The following is a 15,050-nucleotide window of genomic DNA, read 5'->3' as shown; positions in this document are numbered from 1 at the left end:
CTGCCGATCGAACGTTTCGCCCGTACAATGTCGGCCATGATGGCTAACAGAATTCTCGATCCCCTGAACGTCGCCCAACGGGAAGCAGTCACCAGTCCATCCCTGGCGACCTTGATTTTGGCCGGTGCCGGTTCCGGCAAGACGCGCGTGCTCACCCATCGCATGGCCTGGTTGTGCGAGGAGCAGGGGCTGTCGCCGCACAGCCTGCTGGCGGTGACTTTTACCAACAAGGCCGCCGGCGAGATGCGCAGCCGCCTGTCCACGTTGTTGAATCCGACCGGCGATCCGGCCTCGGGCGTGCGCGTCAACGGCCTGTGGGTCGGGACCTTCCACGGACTGTCTCACCGCCTGCTGCGCCAGCACTTCCAGGAGGCAAAGCTACCGCAGACCTTCCAGATCATCGATTCGGACGATCAACTGCGGCTGATCAAGCGATTGTTGCGCGAGGCGAATCTGGACGATACGCGTTGGCCGCCGAAAATGGTGGCGGGGCTGATCAACGGCTGGAAGGAGGAGGGGCTGCGGTCCCAGCATCTGGAGGCGAGTGGCGATCCATTGCGGGATCAGGTCATCCAGTTGTATCGGTCCTACGAGGACGTCTGTCAGCGCGGCGGACTTGTCGATTTCACCGAGCTGCTGCTGAGGGCCACCGAGTTGCTGCGCGATCACGATGTCTTGCGTGCGCACTACCAGCGCCGCTTCAAGCAGGTACTGATCGACGAATTCCAGGATACCAACGGCCTGCAATACGCCTGGGCGCGTTTGTTGATCGGGCCGGAGAACGGCATTTTCGCCGTGGGCGACGACGACCAGTCCATTTACGGTTGGCGGGGCGCACGGATCGAGCACATCCAGAATTTTTCGCGGGATTTTTCCAACACGCATCTGGTGCGGCTGGAGCAGAATTATCGCTCGACAGGCCATATCCTCGATGCGGCCAATGCGATCATCGCGCGCAATCAGGGGCGGCTGGGCAAGAACCTCTGGACCGAGGGGGAGCGCGGGGCGCCGATCCAGTACTACCTGGCCTTCAACGAGCTGGACGAGGCCGATTTCGTCGCGCGCCAGATCGAGCAGTTGGTCCGCGATGGTCTGGCACGCAGCGACTGCGCCATTCTCTATCGGGCCAACGCCTTGTCGCGGGTATTCGAAGAGGCCCTGATCCGTGCCGGACTGCCGTACCGTATCTATGGCGGTCTGCGGTTCTTCGACCGGGCCGAGATCCGCGATGCTCTGGGGTATCTGCGACTGATGGCCAACCGGGGGGACGATGCCGCCTTCGAGCGGGTGGTCAACACGCCCGCCCGCGGCCTGGGCGACAAGACGATCATGCAGTTGCGCGAACTTGCCCGGGCGCGACAGGAACCGCTGTGGCAGGCGGCGCAGTACGCCGTGGCCCAAGGTCAACTCGCCCCCCGGGCATCCGGATCGCTGACCAAGTTCATGCAATTGATCGAGGGCCTGTCGGTCGAGACGGCGAACGAGACTCTGGCGGACCGGGTGGCGCGGGTCATCGAGGCGAGCGGGTTGCGTGACCTGCAGCAGAAGGATCGGGATCGCGAACGGGGCGAGGCCCGCCTTGAGAACCTGGACGAACTGGTCAGCGCCGCCCGGAGTTTCGATTTCGATCCCGAGACGGCGGCGGGCATGAGCGAGCTCGATGCCTTCCTGAGCCAGACGAGCCTGGATGCCGGCGATGCCCAGGGCGCCGAGTGGGAGGATTGCGTGAAGTTGATGACGCTGCATGCGGCCAAGGGGCTGGAATTCCCCCATGTCTTTCTCGTCGGCATGGAGGAGGGGCTGTTTCCCCACCAGATGGCCCTCGACGAGCCGGGACGCCTCGAAGAGGAGCGTCGGCTGTGTTACGTGGGCATCACCCGCGCGCAGAAGACCCTCACGTTGACTTCGGCCGAGTCCCGGCGCCTGCATGGCCGGCAGATGTTTCCCGTGCCCTCGCGATTTCTCGGCGAACTGCCGCCGGATCTCATCCATGAAATCCGTCCGCGTGCCAGCCAGAGCTTTCAGACCCGTCAGGCACCGTCCGGTCTGCCGCCCCGACCGACGACGACGGAGGAGGGCGGCTGGTCGATCGGTCAGGCCGTGCGTCACGCCAAGTTTGGCGAGGGAACCATCATCGACCACGAGGGCAGTGGAGCCAGCACGCGCGTGCTGGTAAATTTCGGCATCGAAGGCAGCAAATGGCTGATTCTCAGCTATGCCAATCTGACGGCGATCTGATCGTCGTCGCCGTCACCCCATTTTCGTTCAATTATTCATAAATTCATCAATAACAAGGACTCAGCACATGAAGCGTCGCGAATTTCTTACCATCGGCAGTGCCGGCGCACTGGCCGCCGGCATGACTCTGACCGGTTGCAATCAGAACAAGCAGAGCGGCGATTCGACCCCTGCCGCCTCTGCTGCGGCGGCCAAGCCGGCAGAGACCATCCAGTGGAAGATGGTCACGACCTGGCCGAAGAATTTTCCCGGTCTGGGCACCGGCGCGAACAACATCGCCCGTTATGCGGAAGAACTGTCCAACGGCCGGCTCAAGATCGAGGTCTATGGTGCCGGCGAGATCGTGCCCGCGCTGGAGGTGTTCGATGCCGTTCGCGCCGGTACGGCCCAGATGGGGCACGGCGGTGCCTACTACTGGCAGGGCAAGATTCCCGCTGCGCCGTTTTTTACCTCCATCCCCTTCGGTCTGACCGCCGATGAAATGAACAGCTGGCTGTATTACGGCGACGGCCTGAAGCTCTGGGAAGAGACCTATGCGCCGTTTGGCGTGATTCCCCAGCCGGCCGGGAATACCGGCGTGCAGATGGGCGGCTGGTTCCGCAAGCCCATCGAGACGCTGGCGGACTTCAAGGGCTTGAAAATGCGGATGCCGGGCATCGGCGGCGAGGTGCTGCGTCGTCTGGGCGTCACCGTGGTCAACACGCCCGGCGGCGAACTGTTCCAGGCGCTGAACGACGGCACGATCGATGCCGCCGAATGGGTCGGTCCGTACAACGATCTCGCGTTCGGCTTCTATCGTGCCGCCAAGTACTACTATGCCCCGGGCTGGCAGGAACCCGGTTCGACCATGGAAGCGATCATCAACAAGAAGGCTTACGAGGCGTTGCCGACCGATCTGCAGCATATCGTGAAAGCGGCTTGCCGCATGGCCAATGCCGACATGCTTTCCGAGTTGACGGCGCGCAACAACGAATCCCTGAAGACCCTGATCAACGACCATGGGGTTCAGCTGCGTTATTTCTCACCGGAAATTCTTTCTGCGCTGAAATCCACGACGAAAACAGTCATGGAAGAACTGGCCGCGAAGGATGCCACCGCCCAGAAAGTCTATGCCTCGGTCATGGCCTTCCTGGCGGATGTCCGGCCGTGGACGGATCTGTCCACCCAGAGCTTCCTCGCCGCGCGGGACGGTCAGGCAAAGAGCTGATATATTGGCTTAAAATTCCTGTTCGGTTTTCACTATCCCTTCTTGGCGCGTGAGGTTCTATGCGTGTCGTTTCTGTGATTGCCGGCCGGGGACGCTTGGCCGTTCTTGCAACGGGTGTCGTTTATGGGGATATCGGAACAAGTCCCCTGTATACCCTGAACGCGGTTTTCAATGAGGGTGGTCACCCGATCGCTACCGATCCTGCCCATATCCTGGGCGTTCTTTCCCTGATTTTCTGGTCGCTGATGATCGTCGTTTCGATCAAGTACGTGGTGTTCGTCATGCGCGCAGACAATCAGGGGGAGGGTGGGATCATGGCCTTGATGGCGCTGGCACAGCGCTCCCTGCAATCGCACTCGCGTCTTGGGGGCGGTGTGCTGACCTTGGGTATACTCGGTGCCGCTCTGTTCTATGCGGACAGTGCGATTACACCGGCAATTTCGGTGCTTTCGGCCGTGGAAGGGCTGGAGGTCGTCCATCAGGATCTCAAACCTTTCGTCGTGCCTGCTACCTTGGTCATTCTCTGGTTCCTGTTCGCTTTCCAGCGTCGGGGAACGGCGGGTATCGGCCGTTGGTTCGGCCCGATCATGGTGCTCTGGTTTCTGACACTCGCCGCACTGGGCGTGATCGGAATCGCGCGCGCGCCCGGCATATTGTCTGCATTGAATCCCATTTATGCTGCTGCATTCATCGAGGAATCCCCATGGGCGGGATTTCTGTCCCTTGGGGGCGTCGTGCTCGCCGTGACCGGGGCCGAAGCCTTGTATGCGGATATGGGGCACTTCGGCCGGTTCCCCATTCAGCTGGCCTGGTTCGTGCTGGTACTGCCTGCATTGGTCCTCAATTATTTTGGTCAGGGGGCCCTGATGCTGACTCATGCGGGTGAGATGACGAACCCGTTTTTCCAGTTGGCGCCTGCCTGGGCGCTGTTCGCTCTGGTCGGACTGTCGACGGCTGCGACCGTGATCGCATCCCAGGCCGTGATTTCCGGGGCCTTTTCCATCACGCGACAGGGAATGCAGCTCGGGTATATTCCCAGACTGAATATCCTGCAGACATCGCACGATCAGCAGGGACAGATATTCATTCCGGTCATCAACTGGATTCTCCTGCTGGCTGTCATCGTTCTGGTACTGGGTTTCCAAAGTTCGTCGAATCTGGCAACGGCCTATGGCATCGCGGTGACGGGGACGATGGTCATTACGTCCGCACTGGCGTTGATCGTGGTCAGCCGTTTGTGGCATCTCGGTTGGGTCAAGGCCATATTGCTCGTACTGATGTTCATTGTGGTCGACCTGGCATTTTTTGCCGCCAATCTTGTCAAGGTCGAAGAAGGCGGGTGGTTACCGCTGTCGACGGCAGTCACCCTGTTCGTATTGATGACGACCTGGAAGCAGGGACGAGACTGGCTGCGGCTGAAGTTGCAGCAGGATGCATTGAGTGTGTGCGATTTCGCAGCCGCTTTGGGCCATGAGCAGATTACGCGCGTGGCCGGAACAGGGGTCTTTTTGACCAGCAATCCGGATGGGGTTCCGCACGCCCTGCTGCATAACCTCAAACACAACAAGATCTGCCATGAGCATGTCGTCGTGCTTTGCGTCCGTTTTCTGGATGTGCCTTCGCTCCCGGAGACTGCGCGATTGGCGTATCAGGAATTGCCGAACGGCTTCCACCGACTGGTCGTCAGCTACGGGTTCAAGGATACGCCGGATATCCCTCAGGCATTGGCTCAGGCGGCAGCGCAGTACGGCCTGCCGGCTTCTCCCATGACGACCTCCTATTTCGTGGGTCGGGAAACGCTCATTCCAGGCCGACATGCGCCTATGTCCCGCTGGCGACAGCAACTGTTCATCGGTATGTTCAGAAATGCGGGTAGCGTGGTGAGTTATTTCAATATTCCACCCAACATGGTGGTGGAATTGGGGGCCCAGATCGTTCTGTCCCGCTAAGGCGCAGGTCTGTCAAGCAGAATCAGGTCGTCTTTTTCGCTCTGAGCACCCAGACGGTTTCCGCCAGTTCCTGGCCCACGGCGCATTGCTGGCGTCCGAGGAGGAGCAGGACATCGGTGGAGCCGGGCGAGGTGGGGGTGCGTTTGATCGGTTGACCCGGTACCAGGCCCAGGTGGGTCAGCACCTGAAGTTGCCCGGCATTTTGGGCGGACAGGCGGACGATCGTCGCCGGTTCCCCGGGGGCGAGATCGCTCAGCGCGACGAGATCGCGACGCTCGATCGGGGCTTCGGCCACCGCCGGAATCGGGGCGCCGTGCGGGTCGAACTCGGGCTTGCCGAGATGGCGCCATAGGCGGTCGATCAGCGCGCTGGAGAACGCATGCTCCAGAATTTCCGCCTCGGCATCGACTTCGGCCAGCGGCACGTCGAGATTGTTCACCAGAAAGGTCTCGATGACACGGTGCCGGCGGATCATGTCCACCGCGATGGCGCGGCCCGCCGGCGTCAGGCGGGCCCCCTGATAGCGCTCGTAGTCGATCAGGCCATCGTTGCCGAGGCGTTTGAGCATCGCCGTGACGGAAGCCTGGGCAATGCCCAGCCGTTCGGCAATGGCCGAGGTGCTCGCAGGCTGATCGGGCGTCTGTTCCGCCAGTTTGAAGATGGCCTTCAGATAATCCTCGTAGGCGGTGCTGGTCATGATGCGTTCAGCCATCTGTGAAGGTTGCCGGTATGGGACTCGGGGCCCGGGTGCCGCAGGTTATCGGCGTGCCGTTCCGGGTCATCGGGCCGTTGCGTCCATCGGCTTTGAATCGACATGAGCCCGGGCCAGTTGTCGGTACATCCGTGCCGATTCCGGCAGATAGGCCCGTTCCTCTTCGGTCAGGGGACGCACCTTTCGGGCGGGGGTGCCGAGGTAGAGAAAGCCGCTTTCCAGGGTCTTTCCCGGTGATACCACGCTGCCTGCACCGATGATGACTTCGTCCTCGACGACGACATCATCCAGCACGATGGCACCCATGCCGACCAGGACGAGGTTGCCGATGGTGCAGGCATGCAGGGTGGCCCGATGGCCCACGGTGACTGCGTCGCCGACGACGCAGCGCGATCCGTCGGGATGACGCGCGCTGGGCTGGTTTACGTGGACGATCACGCCATCCTGCAGGTTCGTATCCTGGCCGATCTGTATCTGGTTCACGTCGCCGCGCAGGACGCTCATGGGCCAGACTGAAACGCCTTCGGCCAGAATCACGTCTCCGATGACCAATGCCGTGTCGTCGATCCAGACGTCGGCTCCGAGAATCGGGGATTTCTGTGCGAAATTTCGTATCATCCACTTCCTCAACGATCTGATCGCTAAAAAGCGAAGTTTAGCCGATCGGAACCCCGCACGACCAAATAAACCCGAGTGAGCGCAATTTTGGCAGCCTGGCAGCAGAAACTATCCGCCTATCTGGCCCTGACCCGTCTGAACCGCCCCATTGGCATCTTCCTGTTGCTCTGGCCGACCTACTGGGCACTGTGGGTGGCGGGGAAGGGGGCACCGAGTCTGTTTCTGATGGGAATATTCACCCTGGGCGTGATCGTGATGCGTTCGGCCGGTTGTGCGATCAACGATTATGCGGACCGTCATGTCGATGGCCATGTGGCCCGGACGCAGAACCGTCCGCTGGCGACCGGCGCGCTCCGGCCGCGCGAAGCGATCGCGGCGTTTTTCGTCCTGCTGCTGGTGGCGCTGGTGCTGGTCCTGCAGTTGAACCGGATGACGATTGCCCTCTCGCTCGTCGCTGTCGTGTTGGCGGCCACCTATCCGCTGGGCAAGCGATTCCATCATCTGCCGCAGGTGCAGCTCGGCCTGGCGTTTGGCTGGAGCATTCCCATGGCCTTTGCCGCCCAGGCGGGCTCGTTACCACCGGAGGCCTGGCTGCTCTTTGCGGCGAACATGGCCTGGACCGTGGCCTACGATACCCTGTACGCGATCGCGGACCGGCCCTACGACGAGCAGATCGGCGTCAAGTCGACGGCCATCCTGTTCGGTCGATACGATCTTCTGGCGGTGGGTTTCCTTTATGTGTTGACCCTGGGTCTGCTCGCGGCGCTGGGCATCTGGCTGAACCTGGGGCTCGCTTATGCCGGGGGGCTTGTCCTGGCTGCGTTGGCCGCCATCTGGATTCTTGCGGGGGCCCGATCACGAACGTTGAACGATAGCGTGCAGGCCTTCAAGCGAAACAACGTCTTCGGCGCTCTGGTGATGATCGCGCTGGTCCTGGGGTATGCCTTCGATTCAGGAGGGCACTGAGCCATTGCTGGAACAGGTTGGCGTTTCCGTGGCGGACGCGTCGCGCAGGATATCGCGTGCTTCCTTCATGACATACAGACCGATGATCAGGCCGATCGCAAGGTCGGCGTAGCGCAGATGGGTGAGCATGACGATCACCCCGGAGGCGAACACCCCGAGATTCGCGAGCACGTCCATTCGGGTAAAGACCCAGGTGGCGCGCAGATGGACCTCGCCGTCGCGAAACTTCCCCAGCAGTTTGAGCACGGTGACGTTGACGACCAGGGAAATCGCTGAAAACACTATCATGATCATCCCTTCCGGCTCACTGCCGAAGACACCGCGCCGGAATACGTCGAACACGATACCCGCGCCGAGAATCAGCAGAAGCACACCGCTCCAGCGGGCGGCATTTTTCTTGAAGGCGAGGCCGCGGGAAACGGCCAGGAGCGCCAGCGTGTAGGCGGAAGCATCGGCCAGCATGTCCAGGGCATCGGCGAGCAGGCCGGTCGATTCGGCCCAAAGGCCGGCAGCGAGTCCCACGACGAACATCATGGCGTTGAGTGCCAGCGCGACACGTAATGTCTGGCGCTCCTGTTGAGTTTGTACGGAAACCTGGGCACATTCGCAAGCCATGCATTTTCCCTTCGGGCGGTTGATTTGCCGCCTATTCTAGGTAGGAAAATCGGTTTGGAAAAGCGGGGTTTCAGTCGGTTGCGAGGGGTGAATGGGGCGTTGTCGACCCAGGCGCTTCAAGATGCTTTGCATTCCCAACCGATTCCCTATACTTTTGGCGGGTGCGGCAATCCGCCGCTCTGTTCCGTTCAACCGGTTTTTGGAATGAAGGAGAGACATGATGCGTTTGACGAAATCAGTAATTGCGGCGGTGATTGGTTTGTCCGTGGCAGCCGGCAGCGTGGCGTATGCGGATGCTATGACCGATGCCATCAAATACCGCGAGTCCATGATGGAAGTGACCGGATACAACTTCAAGAAGATGGCTGCGATGGTCAAGAAGGAAATGCCTTTCGACAAGGCGGAATTCCTGAAAATGGCCGAAACCGTCCATTACATGAGCACGTTGACCGCCGATGGTTTCCCGAAAGGTTCCGATGAATTGGCAGGTCCTACCCACGCCAAGGCAGAGATCTGGAGCAAGCCAGAAGAATTCAAGAAGGATATTGCGGACTTCCAGAAGGCATCCGAGGCACTGGTTGTCGCAGCCAAGACTGGCGATATGAGCGCCATCGGGCCGAAATTCAAGGAAACGGCCGGTTCCTGCAAGCAGTGTCACGACAGCTTCCGTTCCAAGTCCGAATAATTCCTGATTCGAACCCATGGTTGCGCCGCGTGTGAAAACGCGGCATTGGATGAAGGCCCCGCTCAGCGGGGTTTTTTTGATGCCGAACCGGAAAGTGCATATCGCTGAGCGTAGATCGGTGAGGGCTGGTCGCTTGTCGCTTGTCGCTGCGGCTTCACGAGTGTTGATCCTCGAGGGCCCTCTTGCATCGCTCAAGTAAATTCATCGCACGCCGATAATGGCGAAATAATAATTAAAAACCAAATGGTTGGCATCTTGCGTGTAAAGGGGTAGAAATGAAAATCAAAACCAAATTGATATTGTTGTCGGCAGTGGCCATCGTGCTGTTGCTCGCTGTGGGCGGTTATGGCATCCACAACGAGACCTCCGCATTGGCACGTGCCCAGAAGAACGACACCCTACGCGTCAAGCCCGCGCTGCTGACCGCGGAGTCAACCCGGGCCATGACGCGGATTATCGTCCAGTCGCTGATGGCACTGCAGCACGATCCCCGCATTTCTGCCACCTATCCGAATCTGCCTCACCCACTGAGTTATCACATTGATAAATTAGGAAAGTTCCTGGAACTTCTGGAGGAAAAAAACGCGGCTCTGGCCAGGGTGCATCATCGTACCGAGTCCGCCAACGTTCAGCGCGAGACATTGTTGAAAGTCGAATCGGCGATGATCGAGGAAGGGATCAAGCCGATGCTCGAACAATTGAAAAACAAGGACTTCGAACAGGCCAAGACGACGTTGGATTCCCAGGTGCTTGCGCGAATGGATGAGTTCACCAAGATGGCGAGTGCCTATCAGGATCGCTTGTCCACGAATCTTTCCAAGGAAGTCGTTGCAACGGAGGAAACGGTCAAGACCGATATCTTCATCATCGTCGGTTTGATGATCTTTTCCGTCGCTCTGTTCGTCGGCTTCGGGTACTGGGTGATTCGCGAGATCGCGCTGGGCCTGCGTGCCGCGGACCAAGTGGCGATCGCGTTCAGCAAGGGGGAGTTGGACCGTGCCGTCATGACGGACACCAAGGACGAGATTGCGGACATTCTGGCGCACATGAACAACGCCCGGGAGGCCCTGCGGCAGACGCTCAAGGCCATCGGCAGTGCCTCGACCCAGCTGGCGGCCGCGGCGGAGGAAACCTCGGCGGTGTCCCTGCAGACCGATACCGGCGTTCGTCAGCAGCAGCAGGAAGTCGAGATGGTCGCCACGGCGATGAACGAGATGAGCGCCACCGTGCAGGATATCGCCCGCAACGCGGCGGATGCCTCCGGTGCGGCCACGGCGGCCAACAACGCGGCGGGTACCGGCCAGACCGTGGTGACCCGCTCCGTGGCCACGATCAACCAATTGGCGCGCAATGTGGATGACGTGGCCACCGCCATTACCAAGCTGGAAGGCGAGTCCCGCGAAATCGGCAAGGTGCTGGACGTGATCCGGGCGATTGCCGAACAGACCAATCTGCTGGCATTGAACGCGGCGATCGAGGCGGCGCGAGCCGGGGAGCATGGTCGCGGCTTTGCCGTGGTGGCGGAAGAAGTGCGTTCGCTCGCTTCGCGGACCCAGGGGTCGACGGAAGAAATCCGCCAGATGATCGAGCGGCTGCAGGCCGGTTCGGTGGCGGCGGTGACGGCGATGGAGCAGGGCAAGACCCAGGTGGGCGTGAGTATCGAGGCGATGCACGAGACCGAGCAGTCCCTGCAGATGATCACGACTTCGGTCCAGACCATCAACGATCTGAACTTCCAGATCGCGAGCGCTGCCGAGGAACAGAGCGCCGTGACGGAGGAAATCAACCGCAATGTGCAGAAGATTTCCAATATCAGTCATCAGTCCGCCGAAGGTGCAAGTCAGACCCGGATTGCCTCCGAAGAACTGGCACGACTGGCCGAAAGCCTTCAGGCCAAAATCGGAAAGTTCCGATTGTAAGCGTGCCGTATATACCCTGGCAGTGCATGCGTGGGTTCCGGTTGGATCAAAAAAATCCCGATTTATATCGGGATTTTTTTGTCCGTCGAGAAATGTCACCTTCTTTAGATCGTGATGTATCGGGGGGGATTTCTGGAGACCTTGTCGCCACGATCCAAACAGCACGGATGTGGCTGCTCGTCTTACCCCTGGGTATAGTAGGTAAATTATGTGCGGTATCTTTCGTGCTAGGCGTTACCATCGGTCTGACGGGGCGACGCCCTGTGAACCGGCGGTCAAGTTTCCTGCTCGGTGGTCGATAACCCTGATAGAGCGTCTGGTTTTCGGCGTGTTGGATAATAAAAGTGCTGTTTCTTAGGGAGTTAAGATGACAATTAAACTGAAGTTGATGCTTCTGGCCGTCGTGGCGATTGTGATGATGCTTGGGATCGGTGCCTTCGGCATGTACAACGAGCATGCGGCACAGGTCCGGGCCGAGAAGAATGATGTGATGCGCGTCACGCCCGCCTTGCTGACGGGGAACTCGGTACGTTTGGTCAACCGGATCATCATCCAGTCTATGCTGGCACTCCAGCACGATCCCAAGTCTGCGGCAGCTCATACGCACCTGACCCATCCGGTGAGTTACCACGTTGAGGTCATGAACGCCGATCTGGCGAAGCTGGAGGCGATCAACAAGGAACTTGCTGAGATCCAGCATCGAACCAAAGAGTCGAATGACGAGCGCATGGCTTTGTTGAACGCCGAAAAGGCGTTGATCGAAACGGGGATCGTACCGTTGATCGAGCAACTGAAGAACGGCGATTACGATCATGCCAACGATACATTGGCAGAGAATGTCGTGGCGAAGATGCCCGAGTTTTCCCAGACAGCCACTTCTTATCAGAATCGCTTGGCCAACAATCTGCGCAACGAAACAAAGCGAACCCATGATGAAGTCGAACGGGACAAGATCATCTATATCGGCGTCATGATTCTCGCGATTATCATGATGGCGGGTATTGGCGGCTGGGTCATCCGGGAGATCGGCAAGGGGCTCCGTGCTGCCGATCAGATGGCGATCGCCTTTACCAAGGGTGAGCTGGATCGGCCGATCACAATCAATACCAAGGACGAGATTGCCGATATCCTGGTGCACATGAACAACGCCCGGGAGGCCCTGCGGCAGACGCTCAAATCCATCGGCGGTGCCTCGACCCAACTGGCGGCGGCGGCGGAAGAAACCTCGGCGGTATCCCTGCAGACCGATACCGGCGTTCGTCAGCAACAGCAGGAAATCGAGATGGTCGCCACGGCGATGAACGAGATGAGCGCCACCGTGCAGGATATCGCCCGCAACGCGGCGGATGCCTCCGGTGCGGCCACGGCGGCCAACAACGCGGCGGGTACCGGCCAGACCGTGGTGACCCGCTCCGTGGCCACGATCAATCAGCTCGCGCGCAACGTGGATGACGTCGCCGCGGCCATCACCAAGCTGGAAGGCGAGTCCCGCGAGATCGGCAAGGTGCTGGACGTGATCCGGGCGATCGCCGAACAGACCAATCTGCTGGCATTGAACGCGGCGATCGAGGCGGCGCGAGCCGGGGAGCATGGCCGCGGCTTCGCCGTGGTGGCGGAAGAGGTGCGCTCGCTCGCATCGCGGACCCAGGGTTCGACGGAGGAAATCCGCCAGATGATCGAACGGCTTCAGACCGGTTCGGTGGCCGCCGTGACGGCGATGGAGCAGGGCAAGACCCAGGTGGGCGTCAGCATCGAGGCGATGCACGAGACCGAGCAGTCCTTGCAGATGATCACCGACTCGGTCCAGACCATCAACGATCTGAACTTCCAGATCGCGAGCGCTGCCGAGGAACAGAGCGCCGTGACCGAGGAGATGAACCGCAACGTGCAGAAAATCTCCTCCATCAGCGAACAGTCCGCCCAAGGCGCGAGCCAGACCCGGATCGCCTCCGAGGAGCTGGCGCGACTGGCCGAAAGTCTGCAGAGCAAGATCGGGCAGTTCCGCCTCTGATATTCGCGAGTGTCCGGACCCCATTCGGGGTCGGCGCTGGGTTTCCCCGGCAAACGAAAGAGCCCCGACAATAATCGGGGCTCTTTTTCGCTTTGGGTTGCGGAATCGAAGTCGGTTAACCGATGTCGCCGACGGCCAGATACTCGGCAATGTCCATCGCGGCGTAGGTCAGCACCCCATCGGCGCCGGCACGGCGGAAGCCCATCATGGTTTCCAGCAGGCACTTGCGCCAGTCGAGCCAGCCGTTGTCCGCGGCCGCGCGCAGCATCGCGTATTCGCCCGACACATGGTAGGCGAAGGTCGGTACCTTGAGCTCCGTCTTGACCCGGTGAATGATGTCGAGATAGGGCATGCCGGGCTTGACCATCACCATGTCCGCGCCTTCCTGCAGATCCATGGCGACTTCATGCAGTGCCTCGTCGGAATTGGCCGGGTCCATCTGGTAGGTCGTCTTGTCGGCCTTGCCCAGGTTGCCGGCGGAACCGACCGCGTCGCGGAACGGTCCGTAGAAGCTGGATGCGTACTTGGCGCTGTAGGCCATGATGCGGGTGTGGATGTGCCGCTTGGACTCCAATGCCGCGCGAATGGCGCCGATGCGGCCATCCATCATGTCGGAGGGCGCCACGATGTCGGCACCGGCCTCGGCGTGGGACAGCGCTTGCTTGACCAGCACTTCGACCGTTTCGTCGTTCAGCACATAACCGTTCGAATCGGTCAGGCCATCCTGTCCGTGACTGGTGTACGGATCCAGCGCCACGTCCGTCATGATCCCCAGGTCCGGAAAGGTGTGCTTGAGTTCGCGCACCGTGCGCTGAACGAGTCCGTCCGGATCATACGCGGCTTCCGCGGCCGGCGATTTTGCCTCGGCCGGGGTGACGGGAAACAGGGCCAGCGCGGGAATGCCGAGGCTGCGGGCGCGGTCGGCGGTTTCCAACAGATGATCGATGCTTTGCCGATAGACGCCGGGCAGGGAAGCGACCGCCTCCTTCTGGCCTTGCCCCTCAAGGACGAAGACCGGCAGGATCAGGTCATTGACGGACAGGGTGTGCTCCTGCATCAGGCGACGGCTGAACGCATCGTGGCGCATGCGGCGGGGGCGGTGCGCCGGAAAGGGACGGTGAACGATCATGAAGTACCTCTTGTCTGGTCGACTCGTGCCAGGTATGCCTGGTTGTCTGTGCCTGGTTGTCTGTGCCTGGCGAACGGGTCCGAATTCTAACGCGGTTTGGATGACTTGGGCGGCGAGATGGCGCCATGCCTGCTTGGTGGGCGATCGGGCAGGGATAGTTCCCCGGTATCGGTCGGTCCGTTCATCGAAACACCAGCGGTATCCCTTTCAGGATTTGTCCTCTGAGTCCGTGTCCGCAGCCTGCGTACGGGGGCTGGGGGCGTGATCGGGATGCAGGTCGTCGTCACTGCCGTACTGGCGACGTAAACGTGCCAGTCCCTGCCGGTAGGCCTCCGCATCGCCGTAATCGAAGTAATTCGGGTAGCGATCGCGCGGTAGACGAACCCGGCGGTCGTACTTGATCGGGCACCAGTATTGTTCCGTGCGGCTGGCGACCTCGCGCGTATAGGCGGCTACGCCGTTGCCGTAGGAGCAGTACAGGCAGTTGAATTTCTCGATGAAGTTCAGATAGGGCAGATGCTCCCGGCCAAATACGACGTAATCGGCTCGGCGTACCTTGGGAATGCGGTACACCGGGAAGCAGATGGCTTGATAGAGGGTGACGAACAGATCCATCAGCAGGAAGGGAATCCAGCCCAGGTAGATGATGGGGGCGGTCAGAACCACCAGGGGATTCGCCCGGCTCAGAAAGCGCAGCAGTCCGGTCTTGTATCGGCGTTGCTGCAGGAGGAACTCGTCGGCCAGTTCCGCGCGGCGTTGCTCGAAGGCGTCCATGGATTTTCGGTATTCGGTTTCGAGTTCTTCCTGGAGGACGCGGATGCGTTCGAGGATCTCTTCGGTCTGTTTTTCCATGCAATGCTCCTGAGGATGATCGGTCCAGTATGGCGGATTGCACCGGTCGCCGCATCGATACTGGTGTGACGAATCCACATTGCGTGGCGTCATTCCCCGAGTGGATGCGGTTAACAATTCTCATCCATCGCTTCATACTGAATCGCCAC

Annotated in this window: 12 protein-coding genes; 7 read left to right on the top strand and 5 right to left on the bottom strand. The window is 60.3% G+C overall.

Going from position 1 to position 15,050, the window contains the following annotated elements; translation table 11 throughout:
- Window positions 1–36 precede the first annotated feature (36 nt).
- From uvrD to A9404_RS04165, 3 genes are all read left to right on the top strand, one after another.
- On the top strand, window positions 37–2,238 hold the full coding sequence (gene uvrD, locus A9404_RS04175; protein ID WP_066102769.1) for a DNA helicase II: 2,202 nt from the start codon (window positions 37–39) through the stop codon (window positions 2,236–2,238).
- A gap of 67 nt (window positions 2,239–2,305) precedes the next feature.
- On the top strand, window positions 2,306–3,445 hold the full coding sequence (locus tag A9404_RS04170) for a TRAP transporter substrate-binding protein (protein WP_066098958.1): 1,140 nt from the start codon (window positions 2,306–2,308) through the stop codon (window positions 3,443–3,445).
- A gap of 59 nt (window positions 3,446–3,504) precedes the next feature.
- Window positions 3,505–5,394, top strand: coding sequence for a potassium transporter Kup (locus A9404_RS04165; protein ID WP_066098955.1), 1,890 nt, complete (start codon window positions 3,505–3,507; stop codon window positions 5,392–5,394).
- Window positions 5,395–5,416: 22 nt separating this feature from the next.
- Here the strand turns inward: A9404_RS04165 and A9404_RS04160 are convergent, their stop codons facing one another.
- Both A9404_RS04160 and A9404_RS04155 read right to left on the bottom strand, forming a co-directional pair.
- A complete protein-coding gene (locus tag A9404_RS04160) occupies window positions 5,417–6,106 on the bottom strand; it encodes a metal-dependent transcriptional regulator (RefSeq protein WP_082922729.1) in 690 nt (229 codons plus the stop codon).
- Between the two features lie 66 nt (window positions 6,107–6,172).
- Window positions 6,173–6,724, bottom strand: a complete 552-nt coding sequence (locus tag A9404_RS04155; RefSeq protein ID WP_066098952.1) for a gamma carbonic anhydrase family protein — start codon at window positions 6,722–6,724, stop codon at window positions 6,173–6,175.
- Window positions 6,725–6,799: 75 nt separating this feature from the next.
- On the opposite strand from A9404_RS04155, the gene ubiA reads away from it, so the two are divergent.
- Window positions 6,800–7,690, top strand: a complete 891-nt coding sequence (gene ubiA, locus A9404_RS04150; protein WP_231880946.1) for a 4-hydroxybenzoate octaprenyltransferase — start codon at window positions 6,800–6,802, stop codon at window positions 7,688–7,690.
- On the opposite strand, the gene A9404_RS04145 is transcribed toward ubiA, so the two are convergent.
- Window positions 7,676–8,305: a cation transporter gene (locus tag A9404_RS04145; protein WP_066098948.1), complete on the bottom strand. Its 630-nt coding sequence runs from the start codon at window positions 8,303–8,305 to the stop codon at window positions 7,676–7,678. The two genes, ubiA and A9404_RS04145, sit on opposite strands and share 15 nt — an antisense overlap.
- 217 nt (window positions 8,306–8,522) lie before the next feature.
- Here A9404_RS04145 and A9404_RS04140 point away from each other — a divergent pair, with 217 nt between their 5' ends.
- From A9404_RS04140 to A9404_RS04130, 3 genes are all read left to right on the top strand, one after another.
- The gene (locus A9404_RS04140) at window positions 8,523–8,990 is read left to right on the top strand and encodes a c-type cytochrome (protein WP_082922728.1); all 468 of its coding nucleotides are present in this window, start codon (window positions 8,523–8,525) and stop codon (window positions 8,988–8,990) included.
- 275 nt (window positions 8,991–9,265) lie between these two features.
- Entirely contained in the window at window positions 9,266–10,909 is a 1,644-nt protein-coding gene (locus A9404_RS04135) for a methyl-accepting chemotaxis protein (RefSeq protein ID WP_066098945.1), read from the top strand.
- Between the two features lie 367 nt (window positions 10,910–11,276).
- Window positions 11,277–12,920: a methyl-accepting chemotaxis protein gene (locus A9404_RS04130; protein ID WP_066098942.1), complete on the top strand. Its 1,644-nt coding sequence runs from the start codon at window positions 11,277–11,279 to the stop codon at window positions 12,918–12,920.
- A gap of 115 nt (window positions 12,921–13,035) precedes the next feature.
- On the opposite strand, the gene hemB is transcribed toward A9404_RS04130, so the two are convergent.
- Both hemB and A9404_RS04120 read right to left on the bottom strand, forming a co-directional pair.
- Entirely contained in the window at window positions 13,036–14,049 is a 1,014-nt protein-coding gene (hemB, locus tag A9404_RS04125; protein WP_066098939.1) for a porphobilinogen synthase, read from the bottom strand.
- 207 nt (window positions 14,050–14,256) lie between these two features.
- A complete protein-coding gene (locus A9404_RS04120; RefSeq protein WP_066098935.1) occupies window positions 14,257–14,901 on the bottom strand; it encodes a hypothetical protein in 645 nt (214 codons plus the stop codon).
- Between the last annotated feature and the right edge of the window lie 149 nt (window positions 14,902–15,050).

It is taken from the genome of Halothiobacillus diazotrophicus, assembly GCF_001663815.1.
Taxonomy (GTDB): Bacteria; Pseudomonadota; Gammaproteobacteria; order Halothiobacillales; family Halothiobacillaceae; genus Halothiobacillus; species Halothiobacillus diazotrophicus.
This window is presented reverse-complemented; position numbering and strand designations above follow the sequence as displayed.

What these genes read in the sequence shown, in the direction of transcription:
- A9404_RS04130 (WP_066098942.1), top strand. Translation starts at nt 11,277, where the DNA reads ATGACAATTAAACTGAAGTTGATGCTTCTGGCCGTCGTGGCGATTGTG.
- A9404_RS04155 (WP_066098952.1), bottom strand. Translation starts at nt 6,724, where the DNA reads ATGATACGAAATTTCGCACAGAAATCCCCGATTCTCGGAGCCGACGTC.
- A9404_RS04145 (WP_066098948.1), bottom strand. Translation starts at nt 8,305, where the DNA reads ATGGCTTGCGAATGTGCCCAGGTTTCCGTACAAACTCAACAGGAGCGC.
- A9404_RS04135 (WP_066098945.1), top strand. Translation starts at nt 9,266, where the DNA reads ATGAAAATCAAAACCAAATTGATATTGTTGTCGGCAGTGGCCATCGTG.
- A9404_RS04120 (WP_066098935.1), bottom strand. Translation starts at nt 14,901, where the DNA reads ATGGAAAAACAGACCGAAGAGATCCTCGAACGCATCCGCGTCCTCCAG.
- A9404_RS04160 (WP_082922729.1), bottom strand. Translation starts at nt 6,106, where the DNA reads ATGGCTGAACGCATCATGACCAGCACCGCCTACGAGGATTATCTGAAG.
- A9404_RS04140 (WP_082922728.1), top strand. Translation starts at nt 8,523, where the DNA reads ATGATGCGTTTGACGAAATCAGTAATTGCGGCGGTGATTGGTTTGTCC.
- hemB (WP_066098939.1), bottom strand. Translation starts at nt 14,049, where the DNA reads ATGATCGTTCACCGTCCCTTTCCGGCGCACCGCCCCCGCCGCATGCGC.
- uvrD (WP_066102769.1), top strand. Translation starts at nt 37, where the DNA reads ATGATGGCTAACAGAATTCTCGATCCCCTGAACGTCGCCCAACGGGAA.
- A9404_RS04170 (WP_066098958.1), top strand. Translation starts at nt 2,306, where the DNA reads ATGAAGCGTCGCGAATTTCTTACCATCGGCAGTGCCGGCGCACTGGCC.
- A9404_RS04165 (WP_066098955.1), top strand. Translation starts at nt 3,505, where the DNA reads ATGCGTGTCGTTTCTGTGATTGCCGGCCGGGGACGCTTGGCCGTTCTT.